21 protein-coding genes and 1 pseudogene are annotated in these 20,285 nt (G+C 70.1%); 11 read left to right on the top strand and 11 right to left on the bottom strand.

What is annotated here, in order from left to right:
* Positions 1–143 precede the first annotated feature (143 nt).
* A complete protein-coding gene (locus DC008_RS34280) occupies positions 144–1,091 on the bottom strand; it encodes a LysR family transcriptional regulator (RefSeq protein ID WP_108710353.1) in 948 nt (315 codons plus the stop codon).
* Positions 1,092–1,161: 70 nt separating this feature from the next.
* Between DC008_RS34280 and DC008_RS34275 the strand changes: the two genes are divergently transcribed.
* On the top strand, positions 1,162–2,106 hold the full coding sequence (locus tag DC008_RS34275; RefSeq protein ID WP_108710352.1) for an NAD-dependent epimerase/dehydratase family protein: 945 nt from the start codon (positions 1,162–1,164) through the stop codon (positions 2,104–2,106).
* Between the two features lie 50 nt (positions 2,107–2,156).
* Complete coding sequence (locus DC008_RS34270; protein ID WP_108710351.1) at positions 2,157–3,044, top strand: aldo/keto reductase; 888 nt, start codon at positions 2,157–2,159, stop codon at positions 3,042–3,044.
* 388 nt (positions 3,045–3,432) lie between these two features.
* On the opposite strand, the gene DC008_RS34265 is transcribed toward DC008_RS34270, so the two are convergent.
* Entirely contained in the window at positions 3,433–4,479 is a 1,047-nt protein-coding gene (locus tag DC008_RS34265) for a hypothetical protein (protein ID WP_208646061.1), read from the bottom strand.
* 498 nt (positions 4,480–4,977) lie between these two features.
* On the opposite strand from DC008_RS34265, the gene DC008_RS36175 reads away from it, so the two are divergent.
* On the top strand, positions 4,978–5,181 hold the full coding sequence (locus DC008_RS36175) for a DUF6183 family protein (RefSeq protein ID WP_108710350.1): 204 nt from the start codon (positions 4,978–4,980) through the stop codon (positions 5,179–5,181).
* Between the two features lie 137 nt (positions 5,182–5,318).
* Entirely contained in the window at positions 5,319–6,758 is a 1,440-nt protein-coding gene (locus DC008_RS34255) for a hypothetical protein (RefSeq protein ID WP_244221463.1), read from the top strand.
* 88 nt (positions 6,759–6,846) lie between these two features.
* Here DC008_RS34255 and DC008_RS34250 read toward each other — a convergent pair whose 3' ends face one another.
* The 4 genes from DC008_RS34250 to DC008_RS34235 form a co-directional block, all read right to left on the bottom strand.
* On the bottom strand, positions 6,847–7,173 hold the full coding sequence (locus tag DC008_RS34250; protein WP_123954056.1) for a hypothetical protein: 327 nt from the start codon (positions 7,171–7,173) through the stop codon (positions 6,847–6,849).
* A 155-nt stretch (positions 7,174–7,328) separates the two neighbouring features.
* Positions 7,329–8,636, bottom strand: a complete 1,308-nt coding sequence (locus DC008_RS34245) for a hypothetical protein (protein ID WP_108710348.1) — start codon at positions 8,634–8,636, stop codon at positions 7,329–7,331.
* Complete coding sequence (locus DC008_RS34240) at positions 8,636–9,214, bottom strand: hypothetical protein (protein WP_108710347.1); 579 nt, start codon at positions 9,212–9,214, stop codon at positions 8,636–8,638. The genes DC008_RS34245 and DC008_RS34240 overlap by 1 nt, the downstream gene beginning before the upstream one ends.
* A gap of 209 nt (positions 9,215–9,423) precedes the next feature.
* Complete coding sequence (locus DC008_RS34235) at positions 9,424–10,818, bottom strand: amidohydrolase family protein (RefSeq protein WP_108710346.1); 1,395 nt, start codon at positions 10,816–10,818, stop codon at positions 9,424–9,426.
* A gap of 467 nt (positions 10,819–11,285) precedes the next feature.
* Here DC008_RS34235 and DC008_RS34230 point away from each other — a divergent pair, with 467 nt between their 5' ends.
* Positions 11,286–11,591, top strand: coding sequence for an Atu4866 domain-containing protein (locus DC008_RS34230; protein WP_108710345.1), 306 nt, complete (start codon positions 11,286–11,288; stop codon positions 11,589–11,591).
* Positions 11,592–11,747: 156 nt separating this feature from the next.
* On the opposite strand, the gene DC008_RS34225 is transcribed toward DC008_RS34230, so the two are convergent.
* Together DC008_RS34225 and DC008_RS34220 are read right to left on the bottom strand one after the other, a co-directional pair.
* Complete coding sequence (locus tag DC008_RS34225; protein WP_108710995.1) at positions 11,748–12,203, bottom strand: DUF5959 family protein; 456 nt, start codon at positions 12,201–12,203, stop codon at positions 11,748–11,750.
* Between the two features lie 212 nt (positions 12,204–12,415).
* Positions 12,416–13,057 carry an MBL fold metallo-hydrolase gene (locus tag DC008_RS34220; protein ID WP_108710344.1) on the bottom strand — a complete coding sequence of 214 codons (642 nt, stop codon included), beginning with the start codon at positions 13,055–13,057 and terminating at the stop codon, positions 12,416–12,418.
* Between the two features lie 86 nt (positions 13,058–13,143).
* Here DC008_RS34220 and DC008_RS34215 point away from each other — a divergent pair, with 86 nt between their 5' ends.
* Both DC008_RS34215 and DC008_RS34210 read left to right on the top strand, forming a co-directional pair.
* A complete protein-coding gene (locus DC008_RS34215; protein WP_108710343.1) occupies positions 13,144–13,569 on the top strand; it encodes a MarR family winged helix-turn-helix transcriptional regulator in 426 nt (141 codons plus the stop codon).
* A 125-nt stretch (positions 13,570–13,694) separates the two neighbouring features.
* Positions 13,695–14,378: pseudogene (locus DC008_RS34210) on the top strand (class I SAM-dependent methyltransferase); the annotation flags it as partial.
* Between the two features lie 89 nt (positions 14,379–14,467).
* On the opposite strand, the gene DC008_RS34205 reads toward DC008_RS34210, so the two are convergent.
* Positions 14,468–14,863, bottom strand: coding sequence for a DUF302 domain-containing protein (locus DC008_RS34205; RefSeq protein WP_108710342.1), 396 nt, complete (start codon positions 14,861–14,863; stop codon positions 14,468–14,470).
* 194 nt (positions 14,864–15,057) lie between these two features.
* Between DC008_RS34205 and DC008_RS34200 the strand changes: the two genes are divergently transcribed.
* The 4 genes from DC008_RS34200 to DC008_RS34185 all read left to right on the top strand — a co-directional run bounded on the left by DC008_RS34200 (position 15,058) and on the right by DC008_RS34185 (position 18,275).
* Complete coding sequence (locus DC008_RS34200) at positions 15,058–16,422, top strand: MBL fold metallo-hydrolase (RefSeq protein WP_108710341.1); 1,365 nt, start codon at positions 15,058–15,060, stop codon at positions 16,420–16,422.
* Positions 16,423–16,459: 37 nt separating this feature from the next.
* Complete coding sequence (locus DC008_RS34195) at positions 16,460–16,825, top strand: rhodanese-like domain-containing protein (protein WP_164492417.1); 366 nt, start codon at positions 16,460–16,462, stop codon at positions 16,823–16,825.
* Positions 16,822–17,565, top strand: a complete 744-nt coding sequence (locus tag DC008_RS34190) for a sulfite exporter TauE/SafE family protein (RefSeq protein WP_108710339.1) — start codon at positions 16,822–16,824, stop codon at positions 17,563–17,565. Before DC008_RS34195 ends, DC008_RS34190 begins: the two co-directional genes overlap by 4 nt.
* Positions 17,566–17,699: 134 nt before the next feature.
* Entirely contained in the window at positions 17,700–18,275 is a 576-nt protein-coding gene (locus DC008_RS34185; RefSeq protein WP_108710338.1) for a rhodanese-like domain-containing protein, read from the top strand.
* Positions 18,276–18,792: 517 nt separating this feature from the next.
* Here the strand turns inward: DC008_RS34185 and DC008_RS34175 are convergent.
* Both DC008_RS34175 and DC008_RS34170 read right to left on the bottom strand, forming a co-directional pair.
* Positions 18,793–19,137: an alpha-amylase gene (locus tag DC008_RS34175; RefSeq protein WP_244221462.1), complete on the bottom strand. Its 345-nt coding sequence runs from the start codon at positions 19,135–19,137 to the stop codon at positions 18,793–18,795.
* A gap of 363 nt (positions 19,138–19,500) precedes the next feature.
* A complete protein-coding gene (locus DC008_RS34170) occupies positions 19,501–20,124 on the bottom strand; it encodes a hypothetical protein (protein WP_108710337.1) in 624 nt (207 codons plus the stop codon).
* Positions 20,125–20,285: the final 161 nt, after the last annotated feature.

The following is a 20,285-nucleotide window of genomic DNA, read 5'->3' as shown; positions in this document are numbered from 1 at the left end:
TCCAATCGCCGCCCAGGCAGGGCCCGACAAGGCACCGGCTGTCACCCTTCGGGCCGCCCGCGCTTCCGAACCTCGACGGGCCGGATCACCCATCGGAGACGAGCCGGCCCCACACCTGCTGTGGTGTCGGTCGGCCAGTCGGCTCAGCCATTGCCCATGATTCCCGATGGTGGCGGCCCCGCAGCCGCTGCGGCCGCCCCTTCCGCGCACTCCCGCAGGGCCGCGATCAGCGTCGACACCGGCGGACGTACGGAACGGCGCAGCACTGCGGCGCCGATGTGGCGGGCCGGTGCCGGCGGGGCGAGCGGCACCGCCCGTACGCCTGGCAGCGAGGGCGTCAGCGCGACGGTGGGGATCAGTGACAGGCCCGCACCCGCTGCCACGAGTGAGCGTGCGAAGAAGTAGTCCGTCGTGCTCCCCCGCACGTCCGGACTGAACCCGGCGTGCTCCGCGTAACGGCGCAGATACGCCTCCGTCTTGAGGCAGCCCAGCACCCAGGGCTCGTCCGCGAGTTCGCTGAGGTCGAGGACCGGGCGGTCGGCCAGCGGGTGTGTCTCGGGAAGGACGACGTGCAGCGGGTCCTCCATGAGGGGGAGCCACTCCACGTCGGGTCCCGGGCCCCGCAGGCCCGGCAGCGGTCCGTCGAAGTGGTAGGCGAGCGCCACGTCCACGGCGCCCTGCCGAAGCAGGGGCAGGCTGTCCTCGGGCTCGGCCGCCCTGACATGGACCACGCTCCCTGGATGGGCGGCCGTCAGACGCGTGAGGGCGCCCGGCAGCAGGTACCGGCCGCCGCTGGTGAAGGTGGCGACCGTCAGCTGGCTGCGAGCTGTTCCCAGACGGTCGATCTCCCGTGCGGCCTGGGCGAGTTCGGCGGCGACCGACTCGGCCGCTCCCACCATGATCCGCCCGGCCTGGGTGAGCGTGACACCCCGGGTGCTGCGGTCCACGACCCGAGCACCGACGCTGCGCTCCAGCGCGGCGATGTGCTGGGAGACGGCCGAGGGGGTCATGTGCAGGGCGGTCGCCGCCCGATTGAAGCTGCCGTGCTCCGCCACGCACCGCAGCACACGGAGCCGCTGCACGTCTATCAACAGTTCTCCTTCATACGTGGCCATCAAGTCGTCACTTCTGCTGATGGCTTCGCGTCCGCAGCATAGGGACATGCGAAGAGTCTGCGTGATCGGCGGAAGCCGGTACTTCGGGAAGCTCCTGGTCCAGCGGCTGAAGGCGGCAGGGCACCGGGTCACGGTGCTCAACCGCGGTTCGTCGACCCCGCCCGACGGAGTGGAGCACCTCGTCGCCGACCGCGACGACGAGCGGGCTCTCACCAGCGCCCTCGCCTCCCGCTCCTTCGACGTCGTCATCGACCAGGTCTGCTACACCCCCGTGCAGGCGGCGATCGCAGTCCGCGCCTTCCGGGACCGTACGGACCGGTACGTGATGACGTCCACGATCGAGGTGTACGACCCGGACACGACCGCCGCGATATCCCCGCTCCCGCCGGGGGAGCCGGTGCCTGAAGACGCCGTGGACCCTGCTTCGTGGCCGGTGGACACGGACCTGCCCTGGCATGACGCTGCCTATCTGGAGGGCCACTACGCCGAGGGCAAGCGGCAGGCGGAGGCCGTGTTCACCCGCCAGGGGTCGTTCGCATTCGCCGCCGTCCGCAGCGCCCATGTACTCGGCGGTGGCGCGCGGGACTTCACCGGTCGGCTGGACCACTACATCCAGCACATCACCGAGGGGAAGCCGTTGGCGGTGCATCCGACGGTGCTGCCCACCGTGTTCGTCCACGACGAGGAGCTGGCCGATCTGCTGCTGTGGGCAGCCACGGCCGCCGACTTCACCGGTCCGCTCAACGCGTGCTCGGACGGCCTGATCGACGTACGTGCGCTGTGTGACGTGATCGCGGCCCGGACCGGCCGCCGGCCCACGTACCGGGTCGCGGTGGCCGGGGAGGAGGCCTCGCCGTTCTCCTTCGACCGCCACTACGCCATGAGCAACGCCCGCGCCAGGCGACTGGGGTTCGCCTTCTCCCGTACGGCCGACTGGTTGCCCGGCGTCGTGGCGGAGGCCCTCGCGGCAGCCCCTGCCCCCGCCACCTGACATGGCCGGCCTGACCTCCTGCGACCGTCGACTCGAAGGAACGCCCACCCATGAAGTACCGCCGGCTCGGCAGCGTCACGGTCAGTGCGATCGGCTTGGGCGCCATGCCCCTGTCGATCGAGCACCGCCCGGACGAGAACCGCGCCATCGCGACCGTCCACGCCGCACTCGATGCCGGAATCACCCTCATCGACACGGCCGACAGCTACCACTGGCACGCCGATGAGCGCGGCCACAACGAACTGCTCATCGCCCGTGCGCTGGCCCGCTACGGCGGCGACACCTCCGATGTCCTCATCGCCACCAAGGGCGGCCGGGGCCGTCCCGGCGACGGCAGCTGGACCGTGGACGCCGGCCCCGCTCACCTCAAACAGGCCGCCGAAGCCTCCCGCGAACGCCTGGGCGTCGAGGCCATTGGCCTGTATCAACTGCACAAGCCCGACCCCGACGTTCCGTGGGCGGACTCGGTGGGCGCGCTGCGGGAACTCCTCGACGCCGGTACGGTCCGCGCCGTCGGGATCTCCAACGTGACCACCGACCAGATCCGCGAGGCACACGCGATCCTCGGAGACGGCCTGGTCTCCGTGCAGAACCGGTACTCCCCCGTCGTACGGGACTCGGAGCCGGAACTCGAGCTGGCGACCCGGCTGGGCCTCGCCTTCCTGCCGTGGAGCCCGCTGGGCGGCCTCTCACGCAGTTCCCTGGACGGCCCGTCCGGCGCGACCTCCGCCGGCACCGTCTTCCACCGCATCGCGTCCGACCACGGCGTCAGCCCACAACGGCTGGCCCTGGCTTGGCTGTTGCACCGCTCCCCCACCGTGATCCCCATTCCGGGCGCGAGCCGTCCCGCCTCGATCCAGGACTCGGCCCGGGCCACGGAGATCGAACTCGGGACGACGGAGTTGCGACAGTTGGATGACCTGGCGATGGCCCGATGACCCCAGTCACCGCCGGGCACATCCGTCACCCCTTCCACGCCCGGTGGCCCCCGCCGCGCCCGACCGGCACCTACGTACACCTGCGATCGGCGGCGCCGGCCGGAGCCTCGGATCTGGCGGTACCCGGCCTGGGGGCCACCGTGTCCCAGAGCGCCTGCGCCTCGGGCGGTGACGAGTGGGGCCGTCGACCACGCTGCGCCGGCCGCGGTAGTCGGCGTGGCGGACATCAGCAGCCACCACTCCCTCATGGATTCGAGCAATGGGTGACAACGTCGGCACGCCCCGGAACGGCTCCGAGGGCGACGCGGTCCACATGCAACTCTTCGCCCCCTCGAGTCGGGCGGGTTGACTCACTCGGCCATGCCCACCATCAGCCCTCCGCGCAGGCTCACTGGAGCAGTTCGATGTGCGGATGGTCCGGGGATGCCGGGCAGACGTGGAGCTGGAGGTTGTTGCCGCCGGTGATGTCGATCTTGGTGAAGTTGCCGTTCGGTTCCCCCACGGGACGCCGTGGCTGGGGCATCCGTTCCTCCTGCGGTATCCAGGTCCCGCTGCCGCCGTCCCATTCGTTGGAGGCGATGGTCAGCAGCGGGACCGCCTCGGTGCCGCACTCGGGGCAGGGGCGGGGCACGGGATCGGTGGGGCTCCAGCGGGTCCAGCCGCCGGTCTTCCAGCCGGGAGCGTGACAGAGGTTGTTGAGGTAGAGCTCGCCCGGATCGTCTGCGTACGAGTTGTAGCGCGCAGGGTCGATCGTCTCCCAGCGGCTCATGTCGTCCAGCTCGCTTCTGAGTTCCTCGCTCAGCTCCATGGGGTTCGGGAATTCGGTGATCTGCTCCGGCGCAAACAGGCACGGCTCCGGGAGGTAGCCGTCCACCTGGACGACGGGCGGCTCGGGTGGTGCGTCGAGGACGTCGGTGACGGTGGCGGAGGAGCGCCAGAAGAGAGCGGTTCTGGGGAGGGCCTTCTCGTGGTCGAAGGGGCACCACAGGACCTGGAGGAGGTCCGCGTCGGGCGGGCACGGGAAGGGGATGTCGCGGGCGTAGAGCTGGGCGACGGGTAGGAGCGCGATCGGGCCGTCGAACCACGGGCGACCGACCTTGATCCGCTTCCATCTCGCCAGTTCGTCGGGGGTCCACTCGGCTGCGGCAGGGTCACGCCGCAGCCGCTCGGCTGCTGCGGCGCGGTCGCGGCGGAGAAGCCGGATGTCGTCCGGGGAGAGGATGTCTCGCGACGCGTCCCTGTCGTGCGGCTCTCCGCAGTACGGCCATGGCTCGTCGGCGGGCCACAGGAGCGGCCCGCCGACGGAGCTGTCGTGCACGCTCGGCGACCCGGGGCGCGGATGCAGCCTGGTTGCCGTGCGCACCAACGGGGCCAACTCGGGGAAGAGCGTGGTCACATCGAACGGCCGCGGAGGTGTGGTGAATATGGCGTTCACCGGAGGGATCTTGCCAGCAGGCTCTGACAGTGGGTGTATCGATCCACCACGTCACCGGTGCCAGGCGGTTTCGCTGAGCCGGCAGCCGGGCGAGACAGCGGGGCAAGCCGTTGCGTGGAGTGTCCACGGCACGGCAGGCGGAGCTGGCTGCGACGGGAATGGGTCCGACGTCCCCTTCGGGCGCGGATGTCAACAAGTTGATGTCGCCTCGGTCACGGCAGCATCAGATACCGGCTGTGCGTCGGCAGGGCCTCAGTTGGTCACTCGCCGGTCCGACCTGCTCGTGTGTGACCGCCTCAGCCGCACACTCCGACGGGAGGGGCGGACGGGCCAGGCTCCTCAGGGACGGGTTCCGTCTTGGTCAGTTCCTCCACCAGGCCGGAAGCCTCACTGCCGGTGAACTCGTCGAACAGTGTGTGGACGGGGTCCGCGCGTTCTGCTACGGCCGCGCGCGCGGCGTCGGCGCTGCGCACCGTACCTTCGAAGTCACCCTGCCCTATGGTGGACGCGCTCGCAGCTTTGTCCGGAACCTCCACGGCAACGCCGCTCGGTGAGGTGGAGCAGAACACGCATGAATGCGACTGGTACAGCTTCGGAGCCGCTACGGAGTGGTTCGAGGGCGTGGCCCGGGACATAGGGCTGGTCTCCGTCGCCCCAAAGGCCCGGCGCATTGCCGTTCTCGCTGCCACGGACACGGACTGATCGGACCGAAGGGCTCGGCGGCCCTCCTGGGCCGGTTCGGAAAGAAGCCTTCGGTGATCAGGCGGCGTATATCGCGCGCCCTACGCGAACCCCGCGCTCTACGATCACTCAGGCACCAGAGCCATAGGGGGGCGGGAATGCCAGAGGGTAAAGAGGCCGGGGCCAGGGCAGCAGAGCTACTTGCGAAGGGTGCGCCGCTTCAGGCCACACTCGACGTCGCCGATCCCCGTGACTGGCTCGCGCTGGACGCAGGGGTGCGTGAGATCGCCTGGTACCGCCCGCAGCTTCTGCCGGAGTGGGAGCACTCCGACCCCCTGCCCACGGACCTGACTCAGCTCGACGAATCTCGCCTCGCACTCGCCCTCTGCCACCGCGACGGCCGAATACGGCAGGAGGCTCTGTGCCAGTCGGTTCGCTACCCCGGGCTGTTGCCACTGGTCGTGATTCGATGTGCCGACTGGGCCGCACCGGTGCGCGAGCTCGCTCAGAAGATGCTGCGGGCGGCCCTGGACGTGGGCTCTGCCCTTGAGCTTGCGCCGCTCATCCTCCGGGTCGGGCACCGCGGCAGGGGTGCCGCCGGCGTCGATCTGCTCGGCCAGACCCTGCGTCGCGCATCCCGCGGGCAGCTCGCTGTTCTCTTCTCCGCCCCCGACCGAACGGTACGGCGCTTCGCGTACCGGCTGGCCGTCGAGGGCCGACTCCTCCCGCCTGTGGAACTGTCCCGGGCGGCCGCCCGGGACCAGGACGCCGTGGTCCAGGACCTCTGTGCCACTGCGGCCCTCGCGGCATGCGCGGATCTCACGGCCCGCGGGAATGCGGAGGCTTACGAGAGCGTGCTGGCTCCACTGCTGTCCGCCCGCAACCCGCGTGCCCGTTCGGCCGGCGTCACGGCCCTGAGACGAGCGGGGCGCTCGCAGCAGGCGGAACGCTTTCTCGGCGACCGGTCCGGGCTCGTGCGTGCCTGTGCACGGTACGTCGTACGACAGCACGGTGAGGATCCGGTGGCCTGGTACCGAGAGCGATGCCTGGCACGGGAGGACCCCGCGTTGCCGCCCGGTGCCGTCATCGGGCTGGCCGAGTGCGGAACGCGCGCGGACGCCGCGCTGCTGCTGCCCCTGCTCATGCACCCGGTGACCGGAGTGCGAGCACGAGCCGTGGCAGGGCTGCGGGCACTGGACTGTGTGGACATGGAACGGCTGCGACCGCTCCTGGATGACGCTGCCGCCGCCGTGGTCCGCGACACCGCCGTCTCCCTGCTGCCTCACGCCAAGGACCTGCCCGCCGACTGGCTGCTGGAGCGCACCGACCGCGAGCGGCCACGGCACGTCCGTGTCGGGGCGTTCCGGCTGCTCGACGCGCGTGGCGGCATCGTGGCGCTGCGCGCGGCGGTCGGCCTCCTCGAGGACCCTGACGTCAAGCTTCGCGCCTGGGCGGCGCAGTCAGTGCAGCGCTGGCATCCGTCGCCGGACGGGCGACGCGGCGACCCTGAGGTGGGGGAACTGCTCGACCGGTGCCGACACCTCTTCAGCGATCACGTACTGCGCCGACGCAAGTGGGAGGCGGGGGTGGGGAGTTGAGGCCATTCCGAACTCCGGGACTCTGCTCGGTTCGCGGCGTCCCGACTCTCGATGGCCGGCTGCCACACGGGCTGTCGCCTGTGGTTCCTCAGCTTGAGTCGTCCGGCCGGGCCCGCACGGTGATCTGCGCGTAGTCGTATCCGCCTGGATCGGACGACGGGTTGTAGGTGACCGTGAGCGTGCGGTGGACGTCGCCGAAGCGGTCGGAGTACGTCACCTCGGACGGCGTCGTGCGCTTCGGCTTCGCGGTGATGTCGTAGGTGCGGAGGAAGTCCTTGACGCTGGAGTCCTGGCCGTTGCCCACCTTGTACCGGAGTACCGCCGTGCCGTCCTTCTGCAGTTCGGCGTGTGTGGGGACGTAGTAGCGGCCGGCGGAGGGGTGCTGGTCGTGGTGCATTCCCGCCGTTCGTTCCACGGTCTCCTGTGGGCTGTCACCTGCCGGCGTGAGCAGTGCGACGCCCGCCCAGATGAGGACGCCGAGTGTCCACGCCGCGCACAGGGCGAGGGACCAGACCCGCCACCTGCGTCGGCGGGGGTTCGGGGCTGGGCCCGTTGCTTGCGGAGGCATGCTCACCCGTTCCATGTGCGTACCTCACTCTGGCCGCCCATGTCGTACTCCTTGGCCTGGCCCGACTGGTGGAGTCTGGCCATCTGGGCGTCCGAGACGTTGCCCATGGCCGGCACCGGTGTCGCCTTGTTCGCGTCCCAGTTGTAGCGGTCGTACACGTGGGTCTGGTAGCGAACCGTCGTTCTGGGGCGGCCGTCCGGGCCGGGGACGACCTCGACCTGGGCGACCGTGTTGTAGTGGAAGGATCCGACCGCGTGGTACCAGTCCGGGTCCTTCTCGGCGGTCCAGCCCTGCCAGCCGGTCTGCTGGACCATTTTCACGGGCTTCCCGGTGCGCTCGTACTCGGCGAGGGCCTGCGCCTCCCAGTTGGGGACGTTCTCCGCGAGCTGTGTCTCCACGTTGCGGTTCATGTCCGGGAGGTCGCCCATCAGCGCGTCCACATCGATGTCCAGTGGCTCTCCGGTGTTGGAGAGGTAGTGCAGCATGTGCTTGGCGGATTGCGGGCCGCCGAGGACCGCGGGGGAACCCATCGCGTAGAAGCCCATCTTGTTCTTGATGGCACGGTCCTCGTCCGTGGCTTCACGGGTGTTGTAGTCGCCGGAACCCTCGTCCGGGGCCGGCGGCGGGAGCAGCACTCCGCCCGCACCGGAGAAGACGCGGTTCAGAGCCTTGGCGCCCTCGGTGTCGGCCTTGACGGCGGCCTCGGTCCGCTCGTCCAGGACGGAGTACGCCACCGCCTTCTTGATGCGTTCGAGTTCGTAGCCCGTGTGCTCGTTGACGTCGGCCGCGTAGCTGAGGGCGGCGGTCACACGGGTGAGGAGGCTGTCCGCGTTCTCCTGGTCCTGCCGGGCCGCCGCCGCGCTGTCCGGGTCGTTGGGCGGGTAGTCCCGTTCGGGGACGGTGACGCCTCCGCTGTCGTGCAGGGTCAGGTCATGTGCCTGGGCGGTCTTCTGCGCCTCGTCCAGCCAGGTGCGGGCGAGCTCGAACCCGCTTCGCGCCGCCTCGAGGGTGCTTGCCGCGGCCTTCGACTCACGCTGGGCGATGGTCAGTTCGTCGTGCATGACGGACAGTTGGACGCGAGCCATCACAGCGGACGGCCCCGCCCAGACGAACGGCAGTTTGAGCAGGACGTTCTGGACGTGCTCGCGTGCCTCGGCGGCCGCGGCGGCCAGGTCGACCCATTCACCGGCAGCGCGCGACCAGGCCTCGGGACGTATGTCCTCCAGGTCCCCGACCCTGATGTCCTGCCGCTCGACGGCGTCCTCGTGCGTGTGGTCCTGGCCCTCGGGGCGGTCGGTGAGCGTGGCCATTACTCGTTCCCCTCGAGCGACGCGAGGATCGCCTGGAAGTCCTGCGCCGTACGGTGTTCCTGGGCGGTGTAGTTCGTATGTGTCTGGCGCATCTTGTCGGCCAGCGAACGGCACTGCTTGGCCAGTCGGGTGATCTCGTCGTCCCAGTCGCTCGTGGTCGACCTGAGCATCCGTCCGCTGGTGAGCATGTGGTGGATTCGCGCCGTCGCGTCGGACTCCGCCAGCCCCTTGTCCGCCTTCTCGAGGATCTGCGCGGCCAGGTCCAGTTCATCCGCCATCTTGCCGAGTTCGGCGTTGCTCACACCGTAACCGTTGTCGTCGGCGCCGCCGGCCTGGGTGGCGGGGACATTGTTCGGGCCTGGGGCGCTCATCGCGCCGGTCCCGGCCGACGTCGTCTGCGTCCGCGTGCCGTCGTCGTAGGTGAAGCCGGGGTCAGGGGCGGACCCTGAGGCGCGGTGCGCGTCACCGTTGTGGGTGGCGCCGGGCGGGGCCGGTGGCTGGTGCGCCGGCCCGGAGTCGGGGGCGTCGGGGCCTGTGCGAGGGTCGGGTGCCGTGCCGGGCGGGGGCGGCATGTCCACGCCATAGTTGGTCCGAGGATCCGGGCCTGTGGCCGGCGCGGATATGGGTGCCACGGAATCGGGCCCTGTGTTCATGTTTCCCCCGTGCCGGCGTGGCCTGCTGCGCGTCAGGGCCCTTCGGCTGCTTCACGATCACTTGTCGTTCGACCCTAGCTGCTCGTGGTCATGCCAAGCAAAGGTCGTCGCCCGCCCTCGCCTCCCCATTGCCACTACGCCGGCGAGGCGTTGAGGACGTGGTCCCGTGAAGCGTGGACCTCGCGGCGCAGAGCGGACAGGTCGACGTCGAGGATGTGACCGTTCCATTTGCGCGGCTCGCCGTTGATGAGGACGGTGCTGATGTTGCGGGGGTCGGAGCCCAGCACGACGGTGCCGATCGGGTCGTTGAGCGGCATGTTGTTGAGGTCCTCGGCCTGGATGACCAGCAGGTCGGCCTTCTTGCCCGGGGTGAGCGATCCGGTCACGGCCTCGAGGCCGTTCGTGCGGGCGCCCTGGAGGGTGGCGAAGCCCAGGACGTCGTGGCTGGTGATGCGGGAGGGCTGGTGGTCGGTGCCGTAGGCCGCGTTGACGGCGCGCATCCGCTGGATCGCGTGCAGCGCACGCATCTGCGTGAACATGTCGCTCGCCAGGGCGACTTCGACGTCGATGCTCAGTGCGGGGCGGACGCCGACGGACAGCGCCTCGTCGACGGCGGGGATCGCGGTCTCCAGGCCGATCTGGGCTTCGGAGGTCGGCGCAAGCGCGACGGTGGCGCCGGTCTCCCCCATCGCCTTCCATGCCTCGGGGGTCAGTCCGGTGGCGTGGATGAGGGTGACGTCGGGGCTCAGGAGGCCGTCCTTCGCCCACCGCAGTATCGCCTCGGAGGAAGGTGTGCCGAACACGGCGTCCACGCTCACGCCGATACTCAAGTCGGCGGCGACCCGTGCAAGTTCCGTGCCGTACGCGAGTCTCGGTCCGGCGATCTCGTCGGTGGCGAGTGCGGCGAGGCGCAACGTCAGCAGTTGGTCGTCGCCGGTGAAGTACTGGTCCTTGAGGCGCGTCAGATCGCCGGGCCACTGGCGGTCCCAGTCGCCGAAATGCGGGCCCATGGAGGCGTGCACGCCGCGGATGCCGGTGTCGCGGAGGGCCTCGACGGCGGCGTCGGAGTGTTCCGGGGTGCGGGAGTTGTGGGAGAAGTCGAGCATGGTCGTGATGCCGCTGTCGATCGCGGTGAGAGCGGCCAGTCTTGTTCCGATGTACATGTCGTCGGGCCGGTAGACAGTGGCGTAGCCGGCAAGGGTGGACATGACGTAGCCGCCGAGGTCGTCGACGTCGGGCATGATTCGGCGCAGCTGGGTCTCCCAGGCGTGCCGGTGGGCGTCGACGAAGCCGGGGCTGAGGATGGTTCCGGTGGCGTCGACGATCACGGCGTCGTCCGCAGCGGTGAGGTCATGACCGACGGCGGTGATGGCGTCCCCCTCGACGAGGAGGTCGCCGTGGTCGATGACCCCGGACGCGGGGTCCATGGTGATGATGGTCGCGCCGGTGAACAGGACACGCCGTTCTTTCGCGGGGCGGCGCCTGATCTGTTCGAGGACGGCGGCGCTGATGGTGCTGTTGTCGGTCATCGAGGGCCTCTTCGTACGGTGGACGGGCGGGTGCGCCCGGGGGCGGCGGGGGCTGGTCGCTGCCGGCCTCGGCCGGCCGGGAGTTCCGTTGATCGCTCTGCTGGGAGTTCGGTTCATCGGTCCGCCGGGCTATGAGGTGAGCGTCGGCCTCTGGGGGAAGCAGCTGCCGGACGGATGCCGGAGCCGCTTGACCTCCAGGTTCGCCGTGCGGCGGACTCGGAACCAGGCCGCCGTGTGCCCGGGTGTGCGGCACCCAGCGTCGGCCCCGTGTTCGCAGGGGGCACACCGGGGGACGCGTGTCGGCCGCCGTCCAGTGGTCGTGGTGCCGCAGACGTTGGTGGGCGCGAGTGGCACAGGGACTCGCACGGGGCGAGGGCTCGCCTCCGTGGGTGTGCTGCTCCCTGGAAACCTGCACATGGGCGGACGGCAGCCTTGTCGTCATCGGCTGTCGGGCCGACCGTGGGGCCATGACCAGTAACGACACGCCCCGTGCCCCTCACCCGTACGTGGGGATGTGGGTGACCTCGGACGGATACATCCGCCAGGAACTGCTGCCGAACGGCCGCTACGACGAGGCTCGCGGCAGCCGCCGGAGCGCCTATACCGGCAGCTACACCGTCACCGGCAGCCATATCGACTACGTCGACGACACCGGGTTCACCGCTACCGGCGACGTCCGCGCCGGTGTGCTCTTCCACGAGCACCTGGTGCTGTACCGCGAGGGCGACGAGCGCGCCCGGGAGCGAGCCATCCGGTCGCGGTCGCGTGACTGATCAGTCACGCGGGAGTTCGTCCTACGAGCGTGGCGTTATACGCCGCAGTGCCGGCGTGGACGTGTCGGACCGCAACTCACCGGTCGGGCAGTGCGGATGTCCACCTCGTCCACCTCGCGCAAAGCCGGCGCACCAGGCGGCACCGACTGGTCGCCGTCAGCGCCTCCACTCATAGGCACCCGGTGATGTCTTGAGGACCTCGCTCGGCCACTCCCGCCGAACCAGTCGAAGGCGTTCCCGCTGATCATGGATCCACCCGTCCTCAAGGGACAGGGGGACGGACACGGAGATGCCGGAGCGCGCCACGTCTTCCACGTGGACGGTGGGCGTCTCATGCTCTCGGTCGAGTGCCTGGACCCGGATCTCAGGACTGCGGTCGTCATCCGGCCAACGGACGTCACCACCCGCGGCAAGCACATCGAGAGCGCGTGACCAGCCATCCAGGTCGTCGGGATACAGGCCGAGGTCCAGCCGGCCGCTCACGAAACCACTCTCGATCAGCACCTCGGCGTCGAGCAGATCGTGCAGCGGCAGCACTCCAGACATTCGGCGACCCAGCACGCGTACTCGGAAGCTGTTGTCACCGTCCGAGAGGTGGATCAGATCCACCACGCACCTGTGCCCCTCATTCGTCACCGCTCACCGGCCCATCCTGTCGACCGATCCGTGTCGACGCCAGCGATTTGTCCGGGAGTCGTTCAGACGGGAGGGATGGGCGCGACCGCCGCCGGACCCGTCCGTCGAGACGGGCCGCACGGGCCGGTACCGGCGGCGGAGGTTGGCTGGTGAGGAAGGGCGCGCCGCGCTGCCTGCGGTGCCGGACGTCAGGCGATCCGGACGCTCGCATGGGTGGCCAGCCGGCGGTAGGAGGCCGGAGTCCCGGGGCCCCGCTCGCCGAGGAAACCCGCGACCATCGCGGTGCCGACGTCGTTGAGGGCGCCGTCGTGCACGGCGATCGCGTCACGGGGAGCGACCTCACGTACGTAGTCGATCAGGTCCCCGACCGTGGACCAAGGTGCGTGTACGGGCAGCAGCAGCGTGCCGACCGGAGCGCTCGGGACGGTCAGGGCATCGCCGGGGTGGAAGAGGGCGTCGTCGACCATGAAGCCGATGTTGGGGATGCGCGGGATGTCCGGGTGGATGACCGCATGCCAGGTCCCGTGGACGCGGATGTCGAAGCCGGCGGCGCTGAAGGAGTCCTCGTTCCCCGTGGTGACGACCTGCGTGCCGATGCCGTCCAGCTTTCCGGCCACGGAGGAGTTGGTCCAGATCCGCAGGCCTGGATGTTCTGCGGCCGCCTTGCGCAGCACCTCCTCCGAGAAGTGGTCGAAGTGCTCGTGTGTGACGAGCACGGCGTCGGCGCCCTCCAGGGCCTCCGGGCTGGTCAGACCGCCTGGGTCGATGACCAGGCGACGCCCGTCCTTCTCCAACCGCACGCACGCGTGCCCGAACTTGGTGAGCTCCATGATCGCCGCACCTCTCCACCACAATGAAACTTATTTGTACAACTAGACTGTACAACATGGTGAGAGATCGCGGCTACAATGGTCCTATGCGCGAAGACGCCCTGGCCGAGGAACTGCGGCGGTCGATCGGGGAGCTGGTCCGGGCGGTACGCACCGTGGACACCATGCCGCCCGGCGAGGCCGCCGTCCTCGGATTCCTCGACCGGGACGGCCCCCTGACCACGGCCGACCTCGCCCGTCTGCGCGGCGTCACGCATCAGTCGGCCGCCAAGTCGGTCAAGGACCTTTCCGCCGCGGGCCTGGTCCGAGCCGAGCCACACCCCGACGACGGCCGCAAGCTCCTGCTGCACCTCACCGACGCCGGCCGGTCCCGCCTCCAGCGGGAACGCACGCTGCGCGCGGGTGCGCTGGGTGCCGCCATCCGCGACACCTTCGACGCCGACGAAGTACGGCAACTCAGTGAGTCAGTCACCCTGCTGTCCCGACTGACGGCCCGCCTCACCGGACGCTGATCGCCGCCGAGAGTCATTCCGGCGCTCTCAGCCCGGATCGGCACGGCAAGGGGGCGGTCCCACCGCCGCACGCTACCGTCGTGAGGGTGACGGGAGTCAGTGCCCACCGGCGATGGTCCGCATCCATGCCGGCGGCCTATGAGCAGTACCTCGTGCCGGTGGTCTTTCAGCCCTTCGCCGAGGACATGGCCGCCCGGACCGCGGCGCTCCGACCTCGACGGATCCTGGAACTCGCAGCGGGGACCGGCGCATTGACCTCGTGCCTCCTTGGGGCGCTGCCCTCGGCCGAGGTGACCGCCACCGACCTCAACGAAGCCATGGTCGCTTTCGGATCGACGCGGGCCCCAGGCGCGGTGTGGCGGCAGGCCGACGCGGAGCGGCTGCCCTTCCCGGACGACAGTTTCGACCTCGTGGTCTGCCAGTTCGGTGTGATGTTCTTTCCCGACCGCGTCGCGGCCTTCACGGAGGTCGGCCGGGTACTGGCCGCGGGTGGCCGGTTCCTGTTCAACACCTGGGGTCCGCTCGAGGCGCATGGCTTCGAGGTCGCACTTCAGGCAGGGTTGGAGCGGGCCTTCCCCGTCGACCCGCCGGAGTTCTTTCGGAGGATTCCCGGCTGTGCGGATCCTGCTGTCGTCGGCGCCGACCTGACAGCTGCCGGATTCGACGTCGAGGACGAGCAGGATCCGACCCTGCCGGGCCGGGCTGCCTCGACAGCCGACCTTGCCACTGGATACCTCACCGGGACGCCGGTACGCGCCGCCGTCGAAGCCCACCGTGACGCGCCGGCCGTCCGGGCCACCGTCATCGACACCTGGTGCGGTGGGCGCCGCACGGCTCACGGTCGGCTGGTGGATGCGGCACCGCGTGCAACGGCCGGCGGACCCCGGACCAGGGAAGGTCAGGTGGCGGCCAGGGCGGTCAGCGCGGCGTCGAGCCGGGCGGTGGCTTCGTCGGCGACGGGCTTGAGGGCGTCCAGGCCGGTGAGGGTGACCATGGTGCCCGGGTCGAGGGCCTGGACGAGCGTGTGGTCGCCGTCGCGGCGGACGACGACGTTGCAGGGAAGCAACAGGCCGATGGAGCGGTCGGCCTCCAGCGCCCGGTGGGCGAGCGGCGGGTTGCAGGCGCCCAGGATCAGGTAGTCCTCCATGTCGTGGCCGAGCTTGGCCTTCAGCGTGGCCTTGACGTCGATCTCGGTGAGGATGCCGAACCCCTGATCGGCCAGGGCCTGGCGGACTGCGGTGACGGCGGCGTCGAAGTCGGTGCCGACCAGGCGGACGGTGCGGTCGTAGGACACGGTGCGCTGCTCCTTCGGTGAGGCGGAAAGCCAGTTCCCTTGATACCCCGGCGGGTACCCGCCGGGGGTGGGAGCAATGCCGCATCCGCAGATTTCGGGGGGGCTCAGGACCACAGGAATACCCCCGGGGGTACCCCTGTTAGGGTGAGTACCAGATACCCCCCGGGGTACATCGTTCGAGAGGAGTCGTAGTCGTGTTCTTCGTTGACACCCTGGAGTTCGAAGGGCTTGGCAATCGCAGCTACTTGGCCGGCGGGGCCGCGGCCGCAGTGGTCGTGGATCCGCCGCGCGACATCGACCAGGTGATCGCCGCCGCCGCCCGGCGCGGGGTGCGCATCGCGTACGTGGCGGAGACCCACGTGCACAACGACTACGTCACCGGCGGCCTGGAGCTGGCCCGGGTCACCGGCGCCTCCTACCTGGTCCCGGCCGCGGCGCACGTGTCCTTCGCCCGCACCCCGATCGCCGACGGCGACACCGTGAACGTGGACGAGAATCTAGTGCTGCGGGCGATCGCGACCCCCGGGCACACCCCGCACCACACCTCCTACGTCCTGGAAGAGGACGGGCGTGGCGTGGCGGCGTTCACCGGCGGATCGCTACTGATCGGCTCAGTGGGGCGGCCGGACCTGGTGGAGCCGCGGCTGACCGAGCAGCTGGCCCGGGCCCAGCACGCCTCCGCCCACCGCCTCGCGGCCGAGCTGGATGACGAGGTGCCGGTGCTGCCCACCCACGGGTTCGGCAGCTTCTGCTCCTCCTCCCAGGCCGAGGGGGACGCGACCACGATCGGCAAGGAGCGCGAGACCAACGACGCGCTGACCTTGGACGTGGACACGTTCGTCACCCAGATGCTTGCCGGGCTGGAGGACGTGCCCGCCTACTACGCGCACATGGGCCCGGCCAACACCGCGGGCCCCGCACCGGTCGACCTCACCCCGCCCCGGCGGGCGGACGCCGAGGAGATCGCCTCCCGGCTGGCCGCCGGTGAATGGGTGGTGGATCTGCGCAGCCGCATGGCCTTCGCCGAGGGACACGTGGCCGGGTCCTTCAACTTCGAGGGCGAGGGCAAGCTCGCCACCTACCTGGCCTGGCTGATCCCGTGGGGCAAGCCCGTCACCCTGCTCGCCGACACCCCGGAGCAGATCGCCGACGCGCAGCGGGAGCTGGCGCGGGTGGGCATCGACCGCCCGGCCGCCGCCGCCACCGGCGACCCGGCCGGCTGGATCCGCTCCGGCGAGCAGCTCGCTTCCTTCCCGCGTGCCCGCTTCGCCGACCTCGCCGATGTCCGTCAGGGCGGCGACGAGGTGGTCGTCCTGGACGTGCGCCGGGACTCGGAGCGCGAGGGCGGCTACATCGACGGCTCGGTCCACATCCCGATCCACGAGCTGCACGGCCGTATCGGCGACGTGCCGGACGGGACGGTGTGGGTGCACTGCGCCGGCGGGATGCGTGCGGCGATCGCCGCCTCCCTGCTGGATGCCGCCGGCCGCGACGTGGTCGCCGTCGATGACGGCTTCGACGCCGCGGCGGATGCCGGGCTGTCCCTGGCCTCCGGCTGATTTCCGACCGTTCCCCCCGCAAGGAAGGAAGCGTGTGATGTTCCTCTTTCGCCGAAACGGGCCCCGTGTCACGGTCGACGAGGCACGCAGTCGTACCAGCGGCGACCGGCCTGACGCTGTCCTGCTGGATGTCCGTGAGAAGCCCGAATGGACCGCGGGCCACGCCCCGGGCGCTATCCACGTACCGCTGACGAAACTGGTCGCCGGCGCCGTCCTGCCCGCCGAAGCCGAGGGGCGTCCGCTGGTGGTGATCTGCCGCAGCGGTCATCGCTCGCAGCAGGCGGCGAAGCTCCTCACCGAGCGCGGAGCGCAGGCGGTGGACGTCGAGGGCGGCATGAACGCGTGGACCGCCGCCGGGCACCCGGTCGTCGACGAACGCGGGAACAGCGGCCGGATAGCGTGACCGTACTCGTTCTCGCCCTCATCGCCGGGGCCGTCATCGGTCTCGCCCTCGGAGCCCTCGGCGGCGGTGGCAGCGTCCTCGCCGTGCCGGCACTGATCTACCTGCTCGGCTTCACCCCGGCCGCCGCCACCACCGCAAGCCTGATCATCGTCACCGCCACCTCCGCCACCGCCCTGTACGCCCACACCCGCGACGGGAACGTGGCATGGAAGACAGGGGCCCTGTTCGCGGCAGCGGGCATCGTCCCCGCCTTCCTCGCCGGCGCTGTCGCCGGGCGCCTGCCCGAAGCGGTACTGACGGCTGCGTTTGCGCTCATCGCCGCGCTGGCGGCCCTGCGCATGCTGCGGCCCTCCACGTCCGAGCCGCCGGACAGGATCCGTCCCGGCAAGGCGGCCGGTGCCGGTGCCGGACTCGGCGCCGTGACGGGCTTTCTGGGCGTCGGCGGGGGATTCCTCGCCGTGCCCGCCCTGGTGAGCGTCCTGGGACTGACCATGCGGCGGGCGGTGGGCACCAGCCTGCTCGTCATCACAGTGAACTCACTCGCCGCGCTCGCCGCTCGCACCGGCACCACCGGCGGGCTCCACTGGGAGATCATCGGCCCCTTCACCGGAGCCGCGATCCTCGGCGCCTGGGACGGCAAACGACTCGCGACGAAGATCTCCGGCACCACCCTTCAGAAAATCTTCGCCGGCGTCCTGCTGGCGGTAGCGGGCTTCATGCTCGTCGACGTGATCGCCTGAACACGACGGCCGCCAACGGCCCGGACCAGAGACCAGGAGAACTCCTCCAGCCCACCACGCATCCCAGGACCGCCTCCAGCCCGCATTCGTCAGATCAAGCTCCACCACGACTTCCGAACCGTAAGGACATTGCCATGACCACCCCCACGGCCCTCGCCACCCACCAGGCGCGCACCCGCCTGCACGAACTGACCATCATCGACGTGCGCACCCCGGGCGAGTACGCCGGCGGCCATCTCCCCGGCGCGCTCAACATCCCCCTCGACCAGATCCAGCGCGCGCTGCCCGACATCCGTCACGCCACCGACCGCGGCGACGTCCTGGTCGTCTGCGCCTCCGGCGCACGCTCCGAGAACGCCTGCAAGATCCTCGCGGAGAACGGCATCACCGCCGCCACCCTGTCGGGAGGCACCGGCGCCTGGGCGGCCGACGGCCACGAGCTCCACCGCCCCCAGAGCGCCTCCCGCGCCACCTGGGGAATGGAGCGGCAGGTGAGGCTCACCGCAGGAGTGATCGTGCTGCTCGGCCTGCTGCTCGGGCTCGTGGTCCACCCCGCCTTCCAGCTCATCTCCGCCGGCATCGCGGCCGGTCTGGTCTTCTCCGCCCTGACCAACACCTGCGGCATGGCCGCCATCCTCGCCAAGCTCCCCCACAACCGCCCCCGCGCCGCCGACCTCGACAACACGCTGGCCGCACTGCGCAACCGCTGAACCACACGACGGAGGGGAGGGATCCGGAGCCGGATCCCTCCCCTCCGTCGTGTGCCAGGCCATGTGGCCAACCGCCCGAACCGGGCGGGTGATCCCGCGTCGCGGCACCACAGCTCAGGCCGGCGAAAGGAACGACCCCACCGGGCCAGGCAAGCTGCTGTTCGCGTTCTTCGCCGCGATGGTGGAGACCGAGCGAGAGAACATCCGTGTGTCCACGCTGGAAGGGCTCCCCCACCGGCTCCGCGGTCTCGCGCAGTAATGTCCGTCTGGCGGTTCGGAGGGCAGGCCCCCGGCTCGTCGGGCAGGCGCGTCGCACGTTGTCATGCAGTTGGGGGCGGGGCCGCTTCGACCTCCCCAGGCTTGACGGCCCCGCCCCCAACGGGACAGCTGACGGTTACCCCGAAGATCCGCGGCTACGCGTAGCCGTTTCGCAGGCCGGGGCGACGGGACAAAGCCGTCCCCAAGCGCAATCGACCCACCATGCATCGTCCAGATCGCCGGTCCCGCGGTGCGGAGGTCATGCGCCAGTGGTGGGGGACGCCGGATCGCACGTCCGCAGCCCCGTGACGTGGTTGCCACTCGTCCCGTAACCGGCGAAGGTGGCCCGGCCGCCGGGCTCGATGACCCGGCACGGGGCCCACTGATTGTTCGTGTACTCGACCGTGACGGATACGGCGTCGTCACACCCGTTGTGGACATCGGTGTAACGCCAGCTCTGGAAGTACTCGACGCACTGCGGAGCCGGCCCTTCCAACGCCACAGCCGCGGACGGTGCGGCAGTCAGGGGCGTCAAGACACCCATCGAGAGGAAGGCGGGGACAGCTATGAGGGTCGGTACATGTCGCATCATGTGGATGGCCATGGGGCGCATCCTCAAGCCACCGCACATGGCCATGCAAGTTTCAGCAAAGGTTTTCAGACAGGATGCAACGGGCTCCAGAAGAGCCAGGTCACGAGCATTTCTCATGCTTGAAAAAATTACAGGAGAACACCCTCCGATCAGTCCCGTGCGTGACAGCAGCTCAGCCGCGTAAGCCACCACGCGAGCAGGCTCCTCCGCCAGGCGGGCGGATGCGTGACGTCCTCCCGGGCCTGACAGCCACTGATCCGGGCGTCCTGATCAACGAATTCCCGTGCACCGCCCACGTGGTGGGACGATGCTCAGATCAACGTCGGGCAGGTCTGAGCGCGGATCAGGGCTGCGGCTCCTCCTGCGGTCCGCCGGTCAGTACAGCTTGGTGACGGCCGTCTTCGTCGTCTTCTTGAAGGCGGTCACGGGCGCGTCACCGAAGTCGCCCATCTGGCCCCACCACACGACGGTGACGGTCTTGCCGTCCCGCCCGACCGACAGCAGGGCGACGTCGTTGGCTCCCCAGGACGTCTCGGTGTGCAGGCCGCGGCCGCGGGCGCCCTCCTCGACCGGCAGCTTGCCGTAGTCCCGGACCTCTGCCTCGACGTCGGGGTCGGCGGCCTCGATGCGGTCCGCGCACGTCCGGATCAGGTCGTCGTAGTGCTTCGCCAGAGCCTTGGCGAGGGCCGGCGTGTCCGCCACGACCGTCAACTGCGCGGCACCGGTGTCGAGGTCGGTGTGGAACGTACGCTGCCGGTAGTCGTAGGAGGGCACGCCCTCCGTGCTCACGCACAGGCCGAGTTCTTCCGGGAACCCCTCGGTGACCGGCCCTGCGGTCCAGGACGACGACGGGTGCGGCGGCAGCTGGGACGCCGACAGGAATTTGGGCGAGGCCGCCTTCGACGCGGCGCCGGCGGCCGGTGCCGTGAGGACGGTGCCTGCCGCCAGAGTGGCGAGGGCGAGCGAGGTCAGAGCGCTCACTCGGATACGCGTGGACATGGGTGTTCCCCCGTGATGAATGCGTGGACGTGGAAGCCGCGGCGAGGCCGGCTGGTCAGCCCGAACCTGGTCGGCGCGACACCAAAAGCATCAGCGCTCACGGCACCGAACACAACGACCGGCAGCCGATCACACGCCATGGAACCATCCCAGGCCAGCTG

It is taken from the genome of Streptomyces nigra (assembly GCF_003074055.1).
GTDB classification, from domain to species: domain Bacteria; phylum Actinomycetota; class Actinomycetes; order Streptomycetales; family Streptomycetaceae; genus Streptomyces; species Streptomyces nigra.
This window is presented reverse-complemented; position numbering and strand designations above follow the sequence as displayed.